Annotated in this window: 15 protein-coding genes; 11 read left to right on the top strand and 4 right to left on the bottom strand. The window is 72.0% G+C overall.

Annotated features, from left to right (window positions below; genetic code table 11):
- Positions 1-14: 14 nt before the first annotated feature.
- Positions 15-1,127 carry an aromatic ring-hydroxylating oxygenase subunit alpha gene (locus tag ACWEJ6_RS00075; RefSeq protein ID WP_452420198.1) on the top strand — a complete coding sequence of 371 codons (1,113 nt, stop codon included), beginning with the start codon at positions 15-17 and terminating at the stop codon, positions 1,125-1,127.
- On the opposite strand, the gene ACWEJ6_RS00070 is transcribed toward ACWEJ6_RS00075, so the two are convergent.
- Positions 1,097-1,651, bottom strand: coding sequence for a DUF1707 SHOCT-like domain-containing protein (locus ACWEJ6_RS00070; protein WP_397165954.1), 555 nt, complete (start codon positions 1,649-1,651; stop codon positions 1,097-1,099). The genes ACWEJ6_RS00075 and ACWEJ6_RS00070 overlap by 31 nt on opposite strands.
- Before the next feature lie 179 nt (positions 1,652-1,830).
- On the opposite strand from ACWEJ6_RS00070, the gene ACWEJ6_RS00065 reads away from it, so the two are divergent.
- Together ACWEJ6_RS00065 and ACWEJ6_RS00060 are read left to right on the top strand one after the other, a co-directional pair.
- On the top strand, positions 1,831-2,763 hold the full coding sequence (locus tag ACWEJ6_RS00065; protein WP_452420196.1) for an anti-sigma factor RsbA family regulatory protein: 933 nt from the start codon (positions 1,831-1,833) through the stop codon (positions 2,761-2,763).
- A gap of 10 nt (positions 2,764-2,773) precedes the next feature.
- Positions 2,774-3,913, top strand: coding sequence for a low temperature requirement protein A (locus tag ACWEJ6_RS00060; RefSeq protein WP_387670654.1), 1,140 nt, complete (start codon positions 2,774-2,776; stop codon positions 3,911-3,913).
- On the opposite strand, the gene ACWEJ6_RS00055 is transcribed toward ACWEJ6_RS00060, so the two are convergent.
- A complete protein-coding gene (locus ACWEJ6_RS00055; RefSeq protein ID WP_452420194.1) occupies positions 3,910-4,884 on the bottom strand; it encodes an aldo/keto reductase in 975 nt (324 codons plus the stop codon). The two genes, ACWEJ6_RS00060 and ACWEJ6_RS00055, sit on opposite strands and share 4 nt — an antisense overlap.
- The gene (locus tag ACWEJ6_RS00050) at positions 4,881-5,231 is read right to left on the bottom strand and encodes a MerR family transcriptional regulator (protein WP_452420192.1); all 351 of its coding nucleotides are present in this window, start codon (positions 5,229-5,231) and stop codon (positions 4,881-4,883) included. The genes ACWEJ6_RS00055 and ACWEJ6_RS00050 overlap by 4 nt, the downstream gene beginning before the upstream one ends.
- Before the next feature lie 216 nt (positions 5,232-5,447).
- On the opposite strand from ACWEJ6_RS00050, the gene ACWEJ6_RS00045 reads away from it, so the two are divergent.
- The 8 genes from ACWEJ6_RS00045 (at position 5,448) to ACWEJ6_RS00010 (ending at position 12,538) form a co-directional block, all read left to right on the top strand.
- Complete coding sequence (locus ACWEJ6_RS00045; protein ID WP_352327172.1) at positions 5,448-6,065, top strand: DUF998 domain-containing protein; 618 nt, start codon at positions 5,448-5,450, stop codon at positions 6,063-6,065.
- 110 nt (positions 6,066-6,175) lie between these two features.
- Complete coding sequence (locus ACWEJ6_RS00040; protein ID WP_452420190.1) at positions 6,176-6,634, top strand: universal stress protein; 459 nt, start codon at positions 6,176-6,178, stop codon at positions 6,632-6,634.
- A gap of 96 nt (positions 6,635-6,730) precedes the next feature.
- Complete coding sequence (locus ACWEJ6_RS00035; protein ID WP_452420188.1) at positions 6,731-7,978, top strand: APC family permease; 1,248 nt, start codon at positions 6,731-6,733, stop codon at positions 7,976-7,978.
- A 92-nt stretch (positions 7,979-8,070) separates the two neighbouring features.
- A complete protein-coding gene (locus ACWEJ6_RS00030; protein WP_357998948.1) occupies positions 8,071-8,574 on the top strand; it encodes a TrmH family RNA methyltransferase in 504 nt (167 codons plus the stop codon).
- Positions 8,575-8,709: 135 nt separating this feature from the next.
- Positions 8,710-10,107, top strand: a complete 1,398-nt coding sequence (metG, locus tag ACWEJ6_RS00025) for a methionine--tRNA ligase (RefSeq protein ID WP_452420186.1) — start codon at positions 8,710-8,712, stop codon at positions 10,105-10,107.
- A gap of 110 nt (positions 10,108-10,217) precedes the next feature.
- Entirely contained in the window at positions 10,218-11,195 is a 978-nt protein-coding gene (locus tag ACWEJ6_RS00020) for a phosphotriesterase family protein (RefSeq protein ID WP_452420184.1), read from the top strand.
- 52 nt (positions 11,196-11,247) lie between these two features.
- Complete coding sequence (locus ACWEJ6_RS00015; RefSeq protein ID WP_352327166.1) at positions 11,248-11,634, top strand: STAS domain-containing protein; 387 nt, start codon at positions 11,248-11,250, stop codon at positions 11,632-11,634.
- A gap of 10 nt (positions 11,635-11,644) precedes the next feature.
- Positions 11,645-12,538 (top strand): sigma-70 family RNA polymerase sigma factor, encoded by an 894-nt coding sequence (locus ACWEJ6_RS00010; protein WP_452420181.1) that lies wholly within the window; start codon positions 11,645-11,647, stop codon positions 12,536-12,538.
- A gap of 364 nt (positions 12,539-12,902) precedes the next feature.
- Here the strand turns inward: ACWEJ6_RS00010 and ACWEJ6_RS00005 are convergent, their stop codons facing one another.
- On the bottom strand, positions 12,903-13,934 hold the full coding sequence (locus ACWEJ6_RS00005; protein ID WP_452420179.1) for a hypothetical protein: 1,032 nt from the start codon (positions 13,932-13,934) through the stop codon (positions 12,903-12,905).
- Positions 13,935-14,495 lie beyond the last annotated feature (561 nt).

Here is a 14,495-nt window from a genome sequence, read left to right as displayed (position 1 = left end):
ACAAGGGGTGTCGGTTGACCACCACGTCGAGCTTGATCTCCACGCTTCCCGGCCGCTCCTACACCGACCCCGACCTGTTCGCCGAGGAACAGGCCAAGATCTTCGAGAGCATGTGGTTCTGCGCCGTGCGCGCCGGCGACCTGCCGAAACCGGGCGCGTTCCGGACCGTCCAGGTGGGCACGGAGAGCGTGCTCGTGGTGCGCGGGCGCGACGGGCTGCTGCGCGCCTTCCTCAACGTCTGCCGCCACCGCGGCGCGCGGCTGTGCGTGCAGGAGCGGGGCGAGGTCAGAAGGACGATCAGGTGCGCCTACCACGCCTGGTCCTACGACCTGGACGGCAGGCTGGCCGCCGCCCCCAACCTGGCGAAGATGCCCGACATCGACCGCGTCGAGTACGGCCTGGTCCCGGTGAGCCTGCGGGAATGGCTGGGGTACGTCTGGGTGTGCCTGGCCGACGAGCCGCCGTCCTTCGAGGACACCGTCACCGCCGCGGCCACCGAACGCCTGGGCGACCCGGCCGCCATCGAGAACTACCACGTCGACCGGCTGGCCCTGGGCCGCCGCGTGGTCTACGACGTCAAGGCCAACTGGAAGCTGGTCGTCGAGAACTTCATGGAGTGCTACCACTGCGCCACGATCCACCCCGAGCTGGTGGCCGTGCTGCCCGAGTTCGCCGGCGGGTACGCCGCCCAGTACTACGTGGGCCACGGCGCGGAGTTCGCCGAGCGCGTCGAGGGCTTCACCGTGGACGGCGGCGCGGGCTTCGGCCGGCTCCCCGACGTGGCCCCGGAGCAGGACCGCCGCTACTACGCGATCACCGTCAAGCCGCAGGTGTTCGTCAACCTGGTGCCCGACCACGTGATCCTGCACCGGATGTTCCCCATGGCCGCCGACCGCACGGTCGTCGAGTGCGACTGGCTCTACCACCCCGACGTGGTGGCCTCGGGGGCCGACCTGACGCCGTCGGTCGAGCTGTTCCACCGGGTCAACGAGCAGGACTTCGACGCCTGCGAGCGGACCCAGCTCGGCATGGGGTCACGCGCCTACCGGGCGGGCGGCGTGCTGGTGCCGAGCGAGCACCACATCTCGGCCTTCCATCAGTGGGTGAACCAGCGCCTGCGCGGATAGCGCACCCGCAGGCCGCCGTACTTGGCCCGGCCGCCGACCACCAGGTAGAGGACGCCGGGCCGCCGCCTGCCCGGCACGTCGCCGACGACGGTCTGGCCCCAGTCGGTGCGGAAGGCGTCCACGTTCACCACGGCGCCCTCGGGCACGGTGATCCTGGCGGAGCCGTAGTCCAGGTCGAGTTCGAGGTCGACGACCGGGTGGGGGATGACGGCCCGGGACAGGTCGAGGTCGACGCCGCCGTACTTGGAGGAGATCCGCAGCCGCCGCGGGACGGCCCAGTCACCCGAACGGCGCACGTGCCCGCTCTTGGACTCCAGCTCGACCACGTCGTCGGCCGGGGCCGCCGGGGCGGGCAGATCGGTGGTCAGGCCGAGCAGGTCGCCGTAGGTCCTGGCGGTGAGCGCCAGCCCGAGCCGGTCCTCCAGCTCGGGACGCGTCAGGCGGCCCTCGGCGAAGGCGTGCTGGAGCCGCTCCGCCGCGCGCTCCCGGTCCTCGTCGGAGACCCGCATCTGCATTTCCGACATGTCCCGAGCATAGGTTCGCGGCGGTCAGAACGGGAGGCGTCGCCCGGAAGGGGTCCGCAGATCGAGGTGGGAGTACCGGCGCCCCCGCAGGGGCCTGCGCACGAGCTGAAGTCGCTTCACGCCCTGTAAATACCCATTTGATTGTCTAAGAGTCCTCATGCGGAGGTACCGTGTGCCTGATGTCGGCGGACCCTTTCGTGCATCCGGCCCTCTTCTACCGAGGTGACCCGGAATATGTGGCTGCCACCACGGCTTTCGTGCGCGAGGGGCTGGCCGCCGGGGAGCCCGTGGCGGTGGCCGTGCCCGCCGCGAACCTCGCCAAGATCGAGGCCGGGCTGGGCGCCGACGCGGCCCGGGTGACCATGCTCGACATGGGCGTGGCGGGCCGCAACCCGGGGCGGATCATCCCGGCCGTGCTGCGGGCCGTCGCCGACCGGCATCCTGACGAGCACGTACGGATCATCGGCGAGCCGATCTGGCCCGGCCGCTCGGCGACCGAATACCCGGCCTGCGCCCAGCACGAGGCGTTGATCAACCTGTCGTTCGCGGGGCGGCGCGTCACGATCCTGTGCCCGTACGACCTGGCGGGGCTGACGCCCGAGGTGCTGCGCGAGGCCGAGCGCACCCACCCGGTGCTGCGCGACGCCTCCGGCGAGCGGACCAGCCCCGGCTACGCGCCCGACGAGGTCGTCGCCCGGCACAACCAGCCGCTCCCCGAGCCGGCCGCGTGCGTCTCGCTGCGCTTCGACCACACCAACCTGGCCTCGGCCCGCATCCTGGCGGCCGGCCAGGCCGAGGCGGCGGGCTTCGGGGACGACCGGCTCGACGACATCCGGCTCGTGGTGGCCGAACTCGGCGCCAACAGCCTCGACTACGGCGGCGGCGCCGGCCTGATCAGGGTCTGGATCGAGGACGCGCGGCTGGTCTGCGAGGTCGCCGACGGCGGTCACATCACCGATCCGCTGGCCGGGCGCCTGCCCGTCGAGGCACGCCGCTCCGGCTCGCGCGGCCTGCTCATCGTCAACCTGCTCGCCGACCTCGTACGCGTCCACAGCCGCCCCGGCGCGACCGCGATCCGCGCCTATTTCGACCTGCCGGCCTCCCTGGTGTAGACATCGGAGGATGATCCGGCTGCGGCCCATGCGGGCGCGTGACGCGGGCGAGTCCCACCGCGTCGCCACCAACCTGGAACTCTTCTTCGACCTGTGTTTCGTCGTCGCGGTCTCGTTCGCCGGCTCCCAGCTCCACCACGCGCTCAGCGAAGGCCACCTGGCCGAGGGCGTCCTCGGCTACCTGACGACGTTCTTCGCCATCTGGTGGGCGTGGATGAACTACACCTGGTTCGCCTCCGCCTACGACAACGACGACTGGCTGTTCCGGCTGACCACGCTGGCCCAGATGGCGGGCGTGCTGGTGCTGGCCGCCGGGGTGCCCAGGGCGTTCCAGGAGCACGACTTCCGCGTGGTCTACGCCGGATACGTCATCATGCGCCTGGCCATGGCCGCCCACTGGCTGCGGGCGGCCTGCGGCGACCGTCCGGGCCGGCGGACGGCCGTGCGGTACGCCGCCGGCATCTGCGTCGCGCAGGTCGGCTGGATCCCGCTGCTGGTCGTGCCGGGGGAGTGGTACCTGGCGGCGTTCGCGCTCGGCGTGCTGCTGGAGCTCGCGGTGCCGGTGTGGGCCGAGCGGGGCAGCCCGACCGCCTGGCACCCGCACCACATCGCCGAGCGGTACGGCCTGTTCACGATCATCATGATGGGCGAGAACGTGCTGGCCGCCACGGTCGCCTTCCAGGCCGAGGCGCGCACCGCCGGCCTGCGGCCCGAGCTGATCGTGCTGGCCCTGGGCGCGCTGGTGATCGCCTTCGCCATGTGGTGGCTCTACTTCGACCCGCCGACCGCCGAGATCCTCGACTCCACCAGGCGCGCCCTCCTCTGGGGGTACGGCCACTACGCGATCTTCGCGGCGGTCGGGGCGTTCAGCGCCGGGGTGGAGGTGAGCATCGACCACGCGTCGGGCGCGTCCCATCTGTCCGCCACGGGCGCGGCGCTGGCCGTGTCGGTGCCCGTCGCGGTGTTCCTGTCGATGCTCTGGCTGCTGCACGTGCGGCCCCACCGCTACGGGGCCGCCGACAGCGCGGCCTTCCTGGGCGCGGCCGTGCTCGTGCTGCTGTCGGCGCTGACGCCGGCGCCGATCCCGCTGACGGCGCTCGTCCTGGTCGCGCTGGTGGTCGTGACCGGCGCGACCAGGCGCGCGGCCTAGCGCTCGACCTCCGACATGTTCGGGTAGCGGGCGCCCCGGACGGCGTCCGCGGGCACCGCCCTGGCCAGGGCGTCGAGCTGCTCGGCGGTCAGCGTGACGTCGGCCGCGGCGGCGTTCTCCTCCAGGTAGGCCAGGCGTTTCGTGCCGGGGATCGGCACCACGTCGTCGCCCTGGGCCAGCAGCCAGGCCAGCGCGAGCTGGGCGGGAGTGATCCCGGCCGCCTCCGCGATCTCGCGCACCCGCTCGACCAGGCGGGCGTTGTGCTCGGCGTGCTCGCCGGACATGCGGGGCAGGTGCTTGCGGAAGTCGTCGTCGGGGAGCTGGTCGGCGCTCGGCAGCGCGCCGCCGAGCAGACCGCGGCTGATCGGCGAGTACGCCACCAGCGCGGTGCCCAGTTCCCTGGCCGCGGGCCGGATCTCGGCCTCCAGCCCCCGGGTGAACAGCGAGTACTCGCTCTGCAGCGCGGCGATCGGGTGCACGGCGGCGGCCCTGCGCAGCGTGTCCGCGCTCACCTCCGACAGCCCGAGATGGCCCACCTTGCCCTGCTGGACGAGCTCGGCCATGGCGCCGACCGACTCCTCGATCGGCACGTCGGGGTTGCGGCGGTGCATGTAGTAGACGTCGATGTGGTCGACGCCGAGCCGCCGGAGCGAGGCGTCGCAGGCCGCCCTGATGTACTCGGGGCGGTTCTCGACCGTGCGCGTGCCGTCCTGGCGGTTGATGCCGAACTTGGTCGCCAGCACGACCTCGTCGCGGCGGCCCTTGACGGCCCGGCCGACCAGCTCCTCGTTGTGGCCGCGTCCGTACATGTCGGCTGTGTCCAGAAAATTCATGCCAAGGTCGAGGGCGCGGTGGATGACGGCCATCGACTCCTTCTCGTCGCCTTGGCCGTAGAACTCCGACATGCCCATGCAACCCAGGCCGAGGGCCGACACCCGCGGGCCGCCGGTCCCCAGAACGCGCGTCTTCACATCCGCTCCCGATAGTTTTCGATCTTGTGGTCGAGGACGTCCATGTCCGCGCTCAGCTCGGCGATCCTGGCCCGGACGCGCTCCCGGTGCAGCTCCAGCATGGCCAGCCGCTCGGCGGAGGTGTGCTCGCCCATCCGGCGCAGCTCCGCGTAGCGGCACATGTCGGCGATGGGCATGCCGGTGGTCCGCAGCTTGGTGAGGAAGTCCAGCCAGCGGAGATCCGCCTCCGCGTAGTCGCGATGCCCGCTGACGTTGCGACCGACCGAGTGGATGAGCCCGATGCGCTCGTAGTAGCGCAAGGTGTGGGCGCTGAGACCCGAACGCTGGGCGGCCTCTTGGATCGTCATGTATCCAGAGTCACCCTTCGAGTGCACTCCAAGTCAAATCGGGGGTGCCGCCGACTGCACCCACCCTGAGGAGGCAGACCCTACCCAGGGTCGTCTTTCCGCAGGTCACGGGCCCGTCCCCGGACTCTGCCGACCAAGGTATTAGGGGACGGATCAGGGCCCGCTGGGGGCTCATCTCCGATGCCGGTCAAGGCCGCCTTACGCGAGCTTTAAGGCATGAGGGGATTGCTTGTCAGCGGATTCACGGCCATCGGCACCGGAGCCGGCGCGATGCTCACCTTGCACGCCGAGGCGGGCCTCGACCCGTTGCACAGCGTGATCAGCGAGTACGCCTTCCAGGCGTCCGGATGGCTGCTGCCGGCCTCGCTGACGCTGTTCGCCGTGGGGTCCGGGCTGATCGCCGAGGCGCTGCGCCGCTCGGGCGCCAACCGCTGGGTCGTCGCGCTGCTGGTGGCGTGGGGGGCGAGCATGTTCCTGATCGGGGCCTTCCCGACCGACCGTCCCGGGGTGCCGCTCTCGTTGTCCGGAGGCATCCACCGCTACGCCGCCTTTGCCGCCTTCCTGGTGATGCCCGCCGCGGGGTTCCTGCTGGCCAAGGCCAGGATCCGGTACGCCAGAGCGATGCGCGTGCTGAGCGGCGTGGCCCTCGGGGCGCTGTTGCTGGTCGTGGTCCCGTACGTGGTGCGCATGTTCGGCATCCCGCTGAGCAACGACGACATCCCGGCGGGCCTGACCCAGCGCGTGGTGGTCGTGACCGAGATCGGCGTGCTGGCGCTGGCGGGCCTGTCGATGCTCAGGCCGGCGGCGCGGCGGGTGTCGGCCGTGCTGGCGTGACGCCTGGCCGGTTCGCGAGGGGCGGGATGATCTTCCCGCCCCTTTTCGCGTGAGAACGGTCCGCTCCTGGAAAGAAGAAGGGCTCTGACCTCGCCCAAGGAGCTGTGAAGATGACCATTTTGATCGCCTACGACGGTTCGGACGACTCCAAGGCCGCCATCGAGTTCGCCGGACGGGCCGTGCAGGACAGGTCCGCCGTCGTGCTGACCGTCTGGGAGCGGCTGGCGATGACCTCCGCCCGCGCCTCCGCCGGGCTCATGATGACCCTCGACAACACCGCGGCCGAGGACGAGGCGATCGGCCAGGCGATGACCGAGCTGGCCGGGCACGGCGCCGAACTGGCCCGCGAGGCCGGCCTCGACGCGACGCCGCGGTGCGACCTGGACTCGGGGGCGGTGTGGTCGACCATCGTGGACGTCGCCGACGAGATCGACGCCACCCTCATCGTCACCGGGACGCGGGGACTGGGCGGCGTGCGATCGCTGCTGCTCGGCAGCACCTCGGACCGCGTCCTGCACCACGCCCGGCGTCCCGTGCTGGTGGTCCCGGGCCCCGAGGCGACCTCCTGACGGACCCGGCGGCGAGGATGTCGGTGGCGTGCGGCAGAGTGGGGCCCTCGGGATCTCCTGACCGGTGACCCGATCGAGGGCGGTGGAGGGGGCGGCATGGCCGAGGGCCTGGCGCGGCGGCTGGGCACCGGCGACGCGGTCGTCGTCGGGCTGAGCGCGATGATCGGCGCGGGCGTGTTCGCCGCCTTCGCCCCGGCCGCCGCCGCGGCGGGCGGCTCACTGCTCGCCGCCCTCGCGATCGCCGCCGTCGTGGCCTACTGCAACGCGACCTCCTCGGCCCGCCTGGCCGCCCTCCATCCCGAGTCCGGCGGCACCTACGTCTACGGCCGGCGGCGGCTCGGCCCGCTGTGGGGCTACCTGGCAGGCTGGGGCTTCACCGTCGGCAAGACGGCCTCGTGCGCCGCGATGGCCCTCACCTTCGGCTCGTACGTCGCCCCGGGCGCGGCCCGGCCGCTGGCCGTCGCGGCGGTCGTCGCGCTCACGCTGCTCAACCTGTTCGGCGTCCAGCGTTCGGCCGCGGTCGCCCGGGTGATCGTCGTGCTCGTGCTCGCCGTGCTGGCCGCGGTGATCGTCGCCGGGCTGGCGGGGGAGCGGCCGTCCGGAATGCCGGGCGCGGGGCTGCCCGGCGCGGGCCCGTGGGGCGTGCTCCAGGGAGCCGGGCTGCTGTTCTTCGCGTTCGCCGGATACGCCAGGATCGCCACGCTGGGGGAGGAGGTGCGTGATCCGGCCCGTGCCATCCCGCGGGCGATCGGCATCGCCCTCGGCGTCACGCTCGTCGTCTACACGCTGGTGGCGGTGGCCGCCCTGCGCACGCTCGGGGCGTCCGGGCTGGCCGGGTCCCCGGCGCCGCTGGCCGACGTCGTGCGCCGGGCGGGGGCGGAGTGGCTGGTGCCGGTCGTGGGGGCGGGGGCGGCGGTGGCCTCGCTCGGGGCGCTGCTCGCGCTGCTGCTCGGCGTCTCCCGCACCGTGCTCGCGATGGCCAGGGAGCGTGACCTGCCGGGCGTGCTGGCCGCCGTCGATCCGGAGCGCCGGGTCCCGCGCCGGGCCGAGGCGGCGGTCGGGGCCGCGGTGGTCGTGCTGCTGCTGGTGGCCGACCTGCGCGGCGCGATCGGGTTCTCCTCGTTCGGGGTGCTGGTCTACTACGCGATCGCCAACGCCTGCGCGCTGACCCTCTCGCGGGCCGAGGGCGCGCCGGTCAAGGCCGTGCCGGTGCTCGGGCTGGTGTTGTGCCTGGTGCTGGCCTTCACGCTGCCGGTCGCCTCCGTGCTCGCGGGGGTGGCCGTCTTCGCCGTGGGGCTGGCCGTCTGGGCCGTACGCCACCGCGCGAGCGGCTCACGGGCGTAGACTGGGCGTGATTCCTCTCGACGATGGCCCGGGCGTGCCGACGAAAGCGCCCTTCCCGTGAACGTCCGCGTAAGGAACCTCCGCCCGGCCGCATGAGCGGCATCCGGGTGCGCACCCCCAGAGAGCTCCGGGCCCAGCGGCGGCGCAGGCGGCCCCGATGCCTCGGCCATCTCACCGTCGCCCCCCTGTGGCCCATGCACGGCGTCAACCTCGGCACCCTGCTGCGCACCTGCGACGCGGCCGGCGCGTGCCTGGCCGTGCCCCGCCTGCCCTGGGTGCCCGAGGCGCTGGCCAGGGGGAACACCCTGCGGGCCGGAGCATGCGTCCACTGGGTCGATCCGCTGCCCTGGCTGGCCTCCCGGCGCGACCGCGTGCTGGGCGTCGAGCTGGCCGAGAACGCCATCAGGCTGGCCGACCTGCCCATGGCCCGCGAGCCGACCGTCGTCGTGCTCGGCCACGAGGCCACCGGCATCCCCGGCGAGGCGCTCGACCTGCTCGACGCCGTGGTCGAGATCCCGATGATCGGCACCGGGGCCAGCCTCAACGTGGCGGTGGCCGGGTCGCTGGTGCTCTACAAGCTGGCCGGGCTGGCCTGACGCCGGATACGATGGCGGACATGACGATCAGCGCGGTGATGATGACCCCGTAGGGGGTTTCACCGACGACGTCCTGTTGAGGCCCTGCGACCCGGGGCCTCTCGTCGTGTCGGGGCCCCTTTCGGGAGGCGACCGATGTACATCACGACGACCATCCCCTACGTCAACGCCCGCCCGCACCTCGGGCACGCGCTGGAGCTCGTCCAGGCGGACGTGCTGGCCAGGCACCACCGGCGGCGCGGCGAACCCGTGCGGTTCCAGACCGGGACCGACGACAACTCGCTGAAGAACGTGCTGGCCGCCGAGGCCGAAGGACTGCCGGTACGGGAGTTCGTGGACCGCAACGCGGCCGCGTTCGAAGGGCTGCGCGAACCGCTCGACCTGTCCTTCGACGCGTTCGTCAGGACGAGCAGCCACCCCGCCCACCGCGCCGGGGTCGAACGCATCTGGAAGGCCGTCGAAGGCGACCTCTACCAGCGGCACTACGAAGGGCTCTACTGCGTCGGCTGCGAGCAGTTCTACCCCGAGGGGCCCTGCGCGGAAGGTCACGAGGCGCCCCTGCAGGCGGTCTCGGAGCGGAACTGGTTCTTCCGGCTCTCCCGCTACCAGGACGCCCTGCTCGACCTCATCCGCGGCGGCGGCCTGCGCATCGAGCCGGCCGCCCGGCGCAACGAGGTGCTGGCGTTCGTCGAGGCGGGGCTGGCCGACATCAGCGTCTCGCGGTCGGCGGCGCGCGCCCGCGGCTGGGGCATCCCCGTGCCGGGGGATCCCACCCAGGTCGTGTACGTGTGGTGGGACGCCCTCGCCAACTACGTCACCGCCCTGGAGGGCGCGGACCACGAGCGCTGGTGGGTGCGCGAGCCGGACAAGGTGCACCTGGTCGGGAAGGGGGTGATCCGCTTCCACGCCGTCTACTGGCCGGCGATGCTGCTGGCCGCCGGCGAGCCGCTGCCGTCGCAGATCTTCGTGCACGACTACCTCACCGTGAACGGCCGCAAGATCAGCAAGTCGTCCGGGACGGCCGTCGACCCGGTGGCCCTGGTGGACGCGTACGGCGTGGACGCCGTGCGGTGGTGGCTGCTGCGCGAGGTGCCGCGCGTGGGCGACGCCGACTTCACCGAGGGACGCCTGATCGCCAGGGCCGACGAGGACCTGGCCAACGGCGTGGGCAACCTGGTCAACCGGGTGGCCACGATGGTCCACCGGTTCCTGGACGGAAACGTGCCGGAGGTGCGCGAGGAGTTCGGGCCGGGCGACGTGCCCGGCGCGCTGCGGGACTTCGACTTCCGCCGGGCCGCCGGAGCGGTGTGGCGGCTGGTGGAGGAGGCGAACAGGTACGTCGAACGCGTCCGTCCGTGGCAGCAGGCCGCCGGCGAGCGGGAGGCGTCGCTGGGCGTGCTGGTGGGGGCGTGCCGGACGCTGGCCGTCCAGCTGGAGCCGTTCCTGCCTACGGCGGCGGCGCGGGTGGCGGCGGCGGTGTCGGGGGAACGGCTGCCGCGGCCGGAGCCCCTGTTCCCGCGCCTGACCCGGTGAATCCCGACATGTGCCGACGCGCCGATCGGGGCTTCGCCGTGGACGGTTGACGGTGCGGCAGGGGCGGCCTACGTTGGGCGCACTTACTGACCAGTTGGTATGGAGGTCCCATGCCCACCGTCGAGACCGTCCGAGGCCCGATCGACGTCGAACGGCTCGGCCAGACGCTGATGCACGAGCACGTGTTCGTCGTGGCCGCCGAGCACGTGGACAACTACGGCCAGGGCGCCTGGTGGGACGAGGAGTTCCGGGTCGCCGACGCCATCGCCAAGCTCGGGGCGGTGGCGGCCAAGGGCGTGCGGACGATCGTCGACCCGACGGTCTGGGGCCTCGGCCGTCACATCCCGCGCATCCAGCGGGTGGCCGCCGAGGTGCCCGAGCTCAACATCGTCGTCGCCACCGGCCTGTACGCCTTCGAGGAGCTGCCCCACCAGTACGAGCACCGCGGCCCCGGCCTGTTCCTCGACATGCCCGACCCCATGATCGACGACTTCGTCCGCGACCTCACCGAGGGCATCGCCGACACCGGGGTGAAGGCCGCGCTGCTGAAATGCGTGGTGGAGCACAAGGGGCTGACACCCGGCGTCGAGCGCATCTGCCGGGCCGTCGCGCGGGCCCACGTGCTGACCGGGGCGCCGATCACCGTGCACACGAACGCCTTCACCCAGAGCGGGCTGCTCGCGCTGGACCTGTTCGCCAAGGAAGGGGTGAACCTGGAGAAAGTGGTCGTCGGGCACGCGGGCGACAGCAACGACCTCGACTACCTGATGCGCCTGGCCGACACCGGCGCGACGCTGGGCATGGACCGGTTCGGGCTCGACGTCTACAACCCGACCGAGCAGCGCGTGGCCACGATCGCGGCCCTGTGCCGGCGCGGATACGCCGACCGCATGGTCCTCAGCCACGACACCGCCTGTTTCATGGACTACTTCGGCGGCGCGTGGGACGAGGCCAGAAACACGCTCGCGCCGAACTGGCGCTACGATCACATTCACGATGACGTTCTGGCCGCACTGCTCGGCTCTGGTGTCACCGATGACCAGATCGAACAGATGCTGGTGTTCAACCCGAGACGCTACTTCTCGTAAAGTGGTCGAGAAGTGACGACAAGTGGGAAACAACGCGGGTAGGTGGAGCTGGGTGACTTCGGAGCAGGCTTTGTCGATCAGCCTCGGACTCCAGGGCCCCTGCGTCATCGCACGCCTGACCGGGGATTTCGACTTCGGGTCCGCGGCCGAGGTGCGCGACCGGGTCACCAAGGCGCTCGACCTCACCCAGCCGCCGCTCCTGGTCATCGACATGCAGGCCGTCAGCGTCTGCGACTCCTCCGGCCTGTCCGTGCTGGTCTACCTGCACAAGGCCGTCACCGCCTCCGGCGGCAAGCTGCTGCTGTCCGGTCTGAACGGCCGGTGCAAGCACCTGTTCGCGATCACCGCGCTGGACAAGTTCTTCGACATCCGCAGCACGGCCGAGCTGGCCATCGCCGAACTCAACGAAGCCGGGAATTCGCCGCCTTTTACCGGGTAGTTGCCGGTGCATGTCGGCCGCAGAGCCCGACCTGCTCGGCATGTACCTGGAGCAGATCGGAAAGAACCCCCTGCTCTCCGCCGCGGACGAAGTCGACCTCGCCCGGCGGATCGAGGCAGGACTGTACGCGGGCCACCTGATCGAGCGCGGCGCCGCGACCCCGGAGCTCGAAGCCGTCGTCCGCGACGGGCGGCGGGCCAAGGACAAGCTGATCAGGTCCAACCTCCGCCTGGTCGTCGCCGCCGCCAGGCGGTACGCCTTCCGCGGGCTGCCGCTGCTCGACGTCATCCAGGAGGGCAACCTCGGGCTGATCAGGGCCGTGGAGAAGTTCGACTACACCCGCGGGTACAAGTTCTCGACGTACGGGATGTGGTGGATCCGTCAGGCCATCGAACGCGGCATCCACGACAAGAGCCGCACCGTACGGCTGCCCATCCACGTGGCCGAGGACCTGTCGCGGCTGCTCAGGGCCGAGCGGCGGCTCGCCGCCGACCTGGGCCGCGAGCCGACGGACGGCGAGCTCGCCGCATCGGCGGCGCTCACCGCCGGCCAGGTCGCCGCGTTACGCAGGCTCGGGCAGGAGGTGGTCAGCCTGGACCTGCCGGTCGGCGAGTCCGGCGAGAGCCGCATCGCCGACCTGATCGCCGACGAGGACGGGGCCGGGGGGCAGGAGATCGCCGAACGCCACGCCATGAGCGCCGACGTCCGGGACGTGGTCACGTCGCTGCCGCCGCGCGAGGCGGTCGTCATCAGGCTCCGGTACGGCCTCACCGGGCAGAAAGCGGAGAGCTACGGCGAGATCGCGGACCGCCTCGGGCTCACCAGGGAACGCATCAGGCAGTTGGAGAAGCAGGCGCTGAAATGCCTTCGCCAGTACAGCCCCCTCCTGGCCTGGGCCTCATGACCTCTCACCGCGCGCCCTGCCACCCCTCTTACCTCGCCTTTTCATCCGCCGTCCCTGGACAGGGGGCGTCGTAGCGCGGTCATCCGGTCGGCTCCGGACAGCGGACGGGGGCCGAGCGCGTGCTCGGCCCCCGTTCTCCTCGGGTCTTGGGTCAGGCGGTGACGAGGAGCGCGACCCCGATCAGCACCGCAACCGGGACGAGCCACATGACGGCCTCGACAGCGAACTCCTTGTACATCGCGCAAGTCTCCCTCGAAACGCCCAAGTGGGGCACCGCTAAACGTCACTGCGCAGCATAGCCGCCCCCACCCCCGACTCGATCCACCCACATCCCGGCCGCCGCCCGCACGCCCCTAAGAGGCGCTCACAGCTGCTGGCGGGCGATGCGTTTGCCGAGCCCCGCCAGGGACTCGTCGGCCATCAGCGCGGGCAGGCGCGGGGCGTCCACGTCGATCTGGTGCAGTACGGCGGGATGGGCGCCGTTGAAACGGCTCCACGCCCGGACCACCTCCGGCATCGCCGCCACCGCCGTGTCCGACAGGATGGCCTCCCTCGGCAGCCACGACGTCAGGAACTGGCTCACCCGCGCCGGACTCCACCAAAGCGGACGCTCACCCACGAATTCCGCCAACTTCTCGAACGCCTCCCGCGCCCCCGGCACGTCGGGCAGATCGCGGAAGTCGGCCATCGTGCCGTCGGGCGCCTGCCGTACGAGCCCGGGCACGGCCAGGGCCCGCGCGATGGCCAGCGCACGGACGGCGGGCAGCGTGTCGGCCACCTGAGCCCCCATGATCCGGTCGCCCAGCTCGAACGCGTCCAGCACCCGTCCGGCCACCACCCCGGGCTCGGCCGGGCTCAGGCCCAGGTCGTCGAGGAACTTGACCTCCTCGACGACGGCGTCCACCGCGAGGCCGCCGTTGGGCTGGTCGATGCCGACGACGAGGATGTGCGGCTCCTTGCCGTTCGCGTACCTGAAGGACAGGACGGCCAGGGTCTGCTCGCCGTACGGGTCGGCCTTGCCGTACCAGGCTCCTTCGCAGGTCACCTGCCCCATGCGACGCACCCATCCGGGCAGCCCGAGATCGGCCTCCGCCGTCCCGGCCACCTCCACCCCCAGAACCCGCAACCCTCCTGCTGCCCCGGGATCCGCCCCCGCTGCCGCCTCCGTTTCCGTCTCGGACTCTGAAGAGGATTCCGCGCCGGGCCATCCGGGCCTGTCGACCGCGGCGAGGGCGGCGAGGGTGAGACGCGACTCAGCGCTGCCGTCCTCGGCCAGCTCGCGCAGGAACGGCCTCACCTCATCGGGCTCCAGAGCGGCGGTGAGCCGGGCCGCCCAGAGCTCGGTCCGCAGCGGCGAACGCCAGCGAAGCAGGTCGCGGGCTTGGCCGACAGCCATGGAAAACACAGTTGTCCTCACCCTCCGACCGTATCGCCCCCCACCGGAAACGCCCCGCCCAGTGGGTGGCTGGGCCGGCTTGCACGGTGGGCTGAGCGCTGGGGCGGGTCTGAGGGGCGGGCCGGTGATTGGGCAAGCTTGGACGGTGAATCGGTGGCCGAGCTGGCCTGAACGGTGGCTCGCGGGCTCGGTGGTGGACTGGTGCCCGAGGCGGCCTGGTGGGGGCGGTGGCTGGGCCGGCTTTGAACGGTGGGCTGGTGGCCGGGCAGCCCTGACGGCGGGTCGGTGTGGGGGCCGGGCAGCCCTGACAGCGGGCCGGGCGTGGGGCCGGGCAGCCCTGACGGCGGGGCCGGTGTGGGACCGGTGTGGGGCCGGGCAGCCCTGACGGCGGGACCGGTGTGGGGCCGGGCAGCCCTGACGGCGGGACCGGTGTGGGGCCGGGCAGCCCTGACGGCGGGCCGGGTGTGGCCAAACTCACACACTTTTCCCAAGAAACTTTCCGGTATGCGTCCACGAGCTGAGCAATCGTCACGGGCCGGGGTCGAGGGGGTCTGGCGAATC

This window comes from Nonomuraea sp. NPDC004702, assembly GCF_053601695.1.
The sequence above is the reverse complement of the archived record's forward strand: the minus strand, read 5'-3'. Positions and strand labels throughout refer to the sequence as shown.

Bases quoted from the DNA above. Each gene is read 5' to 3' on its own strand.
- ACWEJ6_RS00070 (WP_397165954.1), bottom strand. From the start codon at position 1,651: ATGTCGGAAATGCAGATGCGGGTCTCCGACGAGGACCGGGAGCGCGCG.
- ACWEJ6_RS00065 (WP_452420196.1), top strand. From the start codon at position 1,831: ATGTCGGCGGACCCTTTCGTGCATCCGGCCCTCTTCTACCGAGGTGAC.
- ACWEJ6_RS00060 (WP_387670654.1), top strand. From the start codon at position 2,774: ATGATCCGGCTGCGGCCCATGCGGGCGCGTGACGCGGGCGAGTCCCAC.
- ACWEJ6_RS00050 (WP_452420192.1), bottom strand. From the start codon at position 5,231: ATGACGATCCAAGAGGCCGCCCAGCGTTCGGGTCTCAGCGCCCACACC.
- ACWEJ6_RS00045 (WP_352327172.1), top strand. From the start codon at position 5,448: ATGAGGGGATTGCTTGTCAGCGGATTCACGGCCATCGGCACCGGAGCC.
- ACWEJ6_RS00040 (WP_452420190.1), top strand. From the start codon at position 6,176: ATGACCATTTTGATCGCCTACGACGGTTCGGACGACTCCAAGGCCGCC.
- ACWEJ6_RS00035 (WP_452420188.1), top strand. From the start codon at position 6,731: ATGGCCGAGGGCCTGGCGCGGCGGCTGGGCACCGGCGACGCGGTCGTC.
- ACWEJ6_RS00030 (WP_357998948.1), top strand. From the start codon at position 8,071: ATGAGCGGCATCCGGGTGCGCACCCCCAGAGAGCTCCGGGCCCAGCGG.
- metG (WP_452420186.1), top strand. From the start codon at position 8,710: ATGTACATCACGACGACCATCCCCTACGTCAACGCCCGCCCGCACCTC.
- ACWEJ6_RS00020 (WP_452420184.1), top strand. From the start codon at position 10,218: ATGCCCACCGTCGAGACCGTCCGAGGCCCGATCGACGTCGAACGGCTC.
- ACWEJ6_RS00010 (WP_452420181.1), top strand. From the start codon at position 11,645: ATGTCGGCCGCAGAGCCCGACCTGCTCGGCATGTACCTGGAGCAGATC.
- ACWEJ6_RS00005 (WP_452420179.1), bottom strand. From the start codon at position 13,934: ATGGCTGTCGGCCAAGCCCGCGACCTGCTTCGCTGGCGTTCGCCGCTG.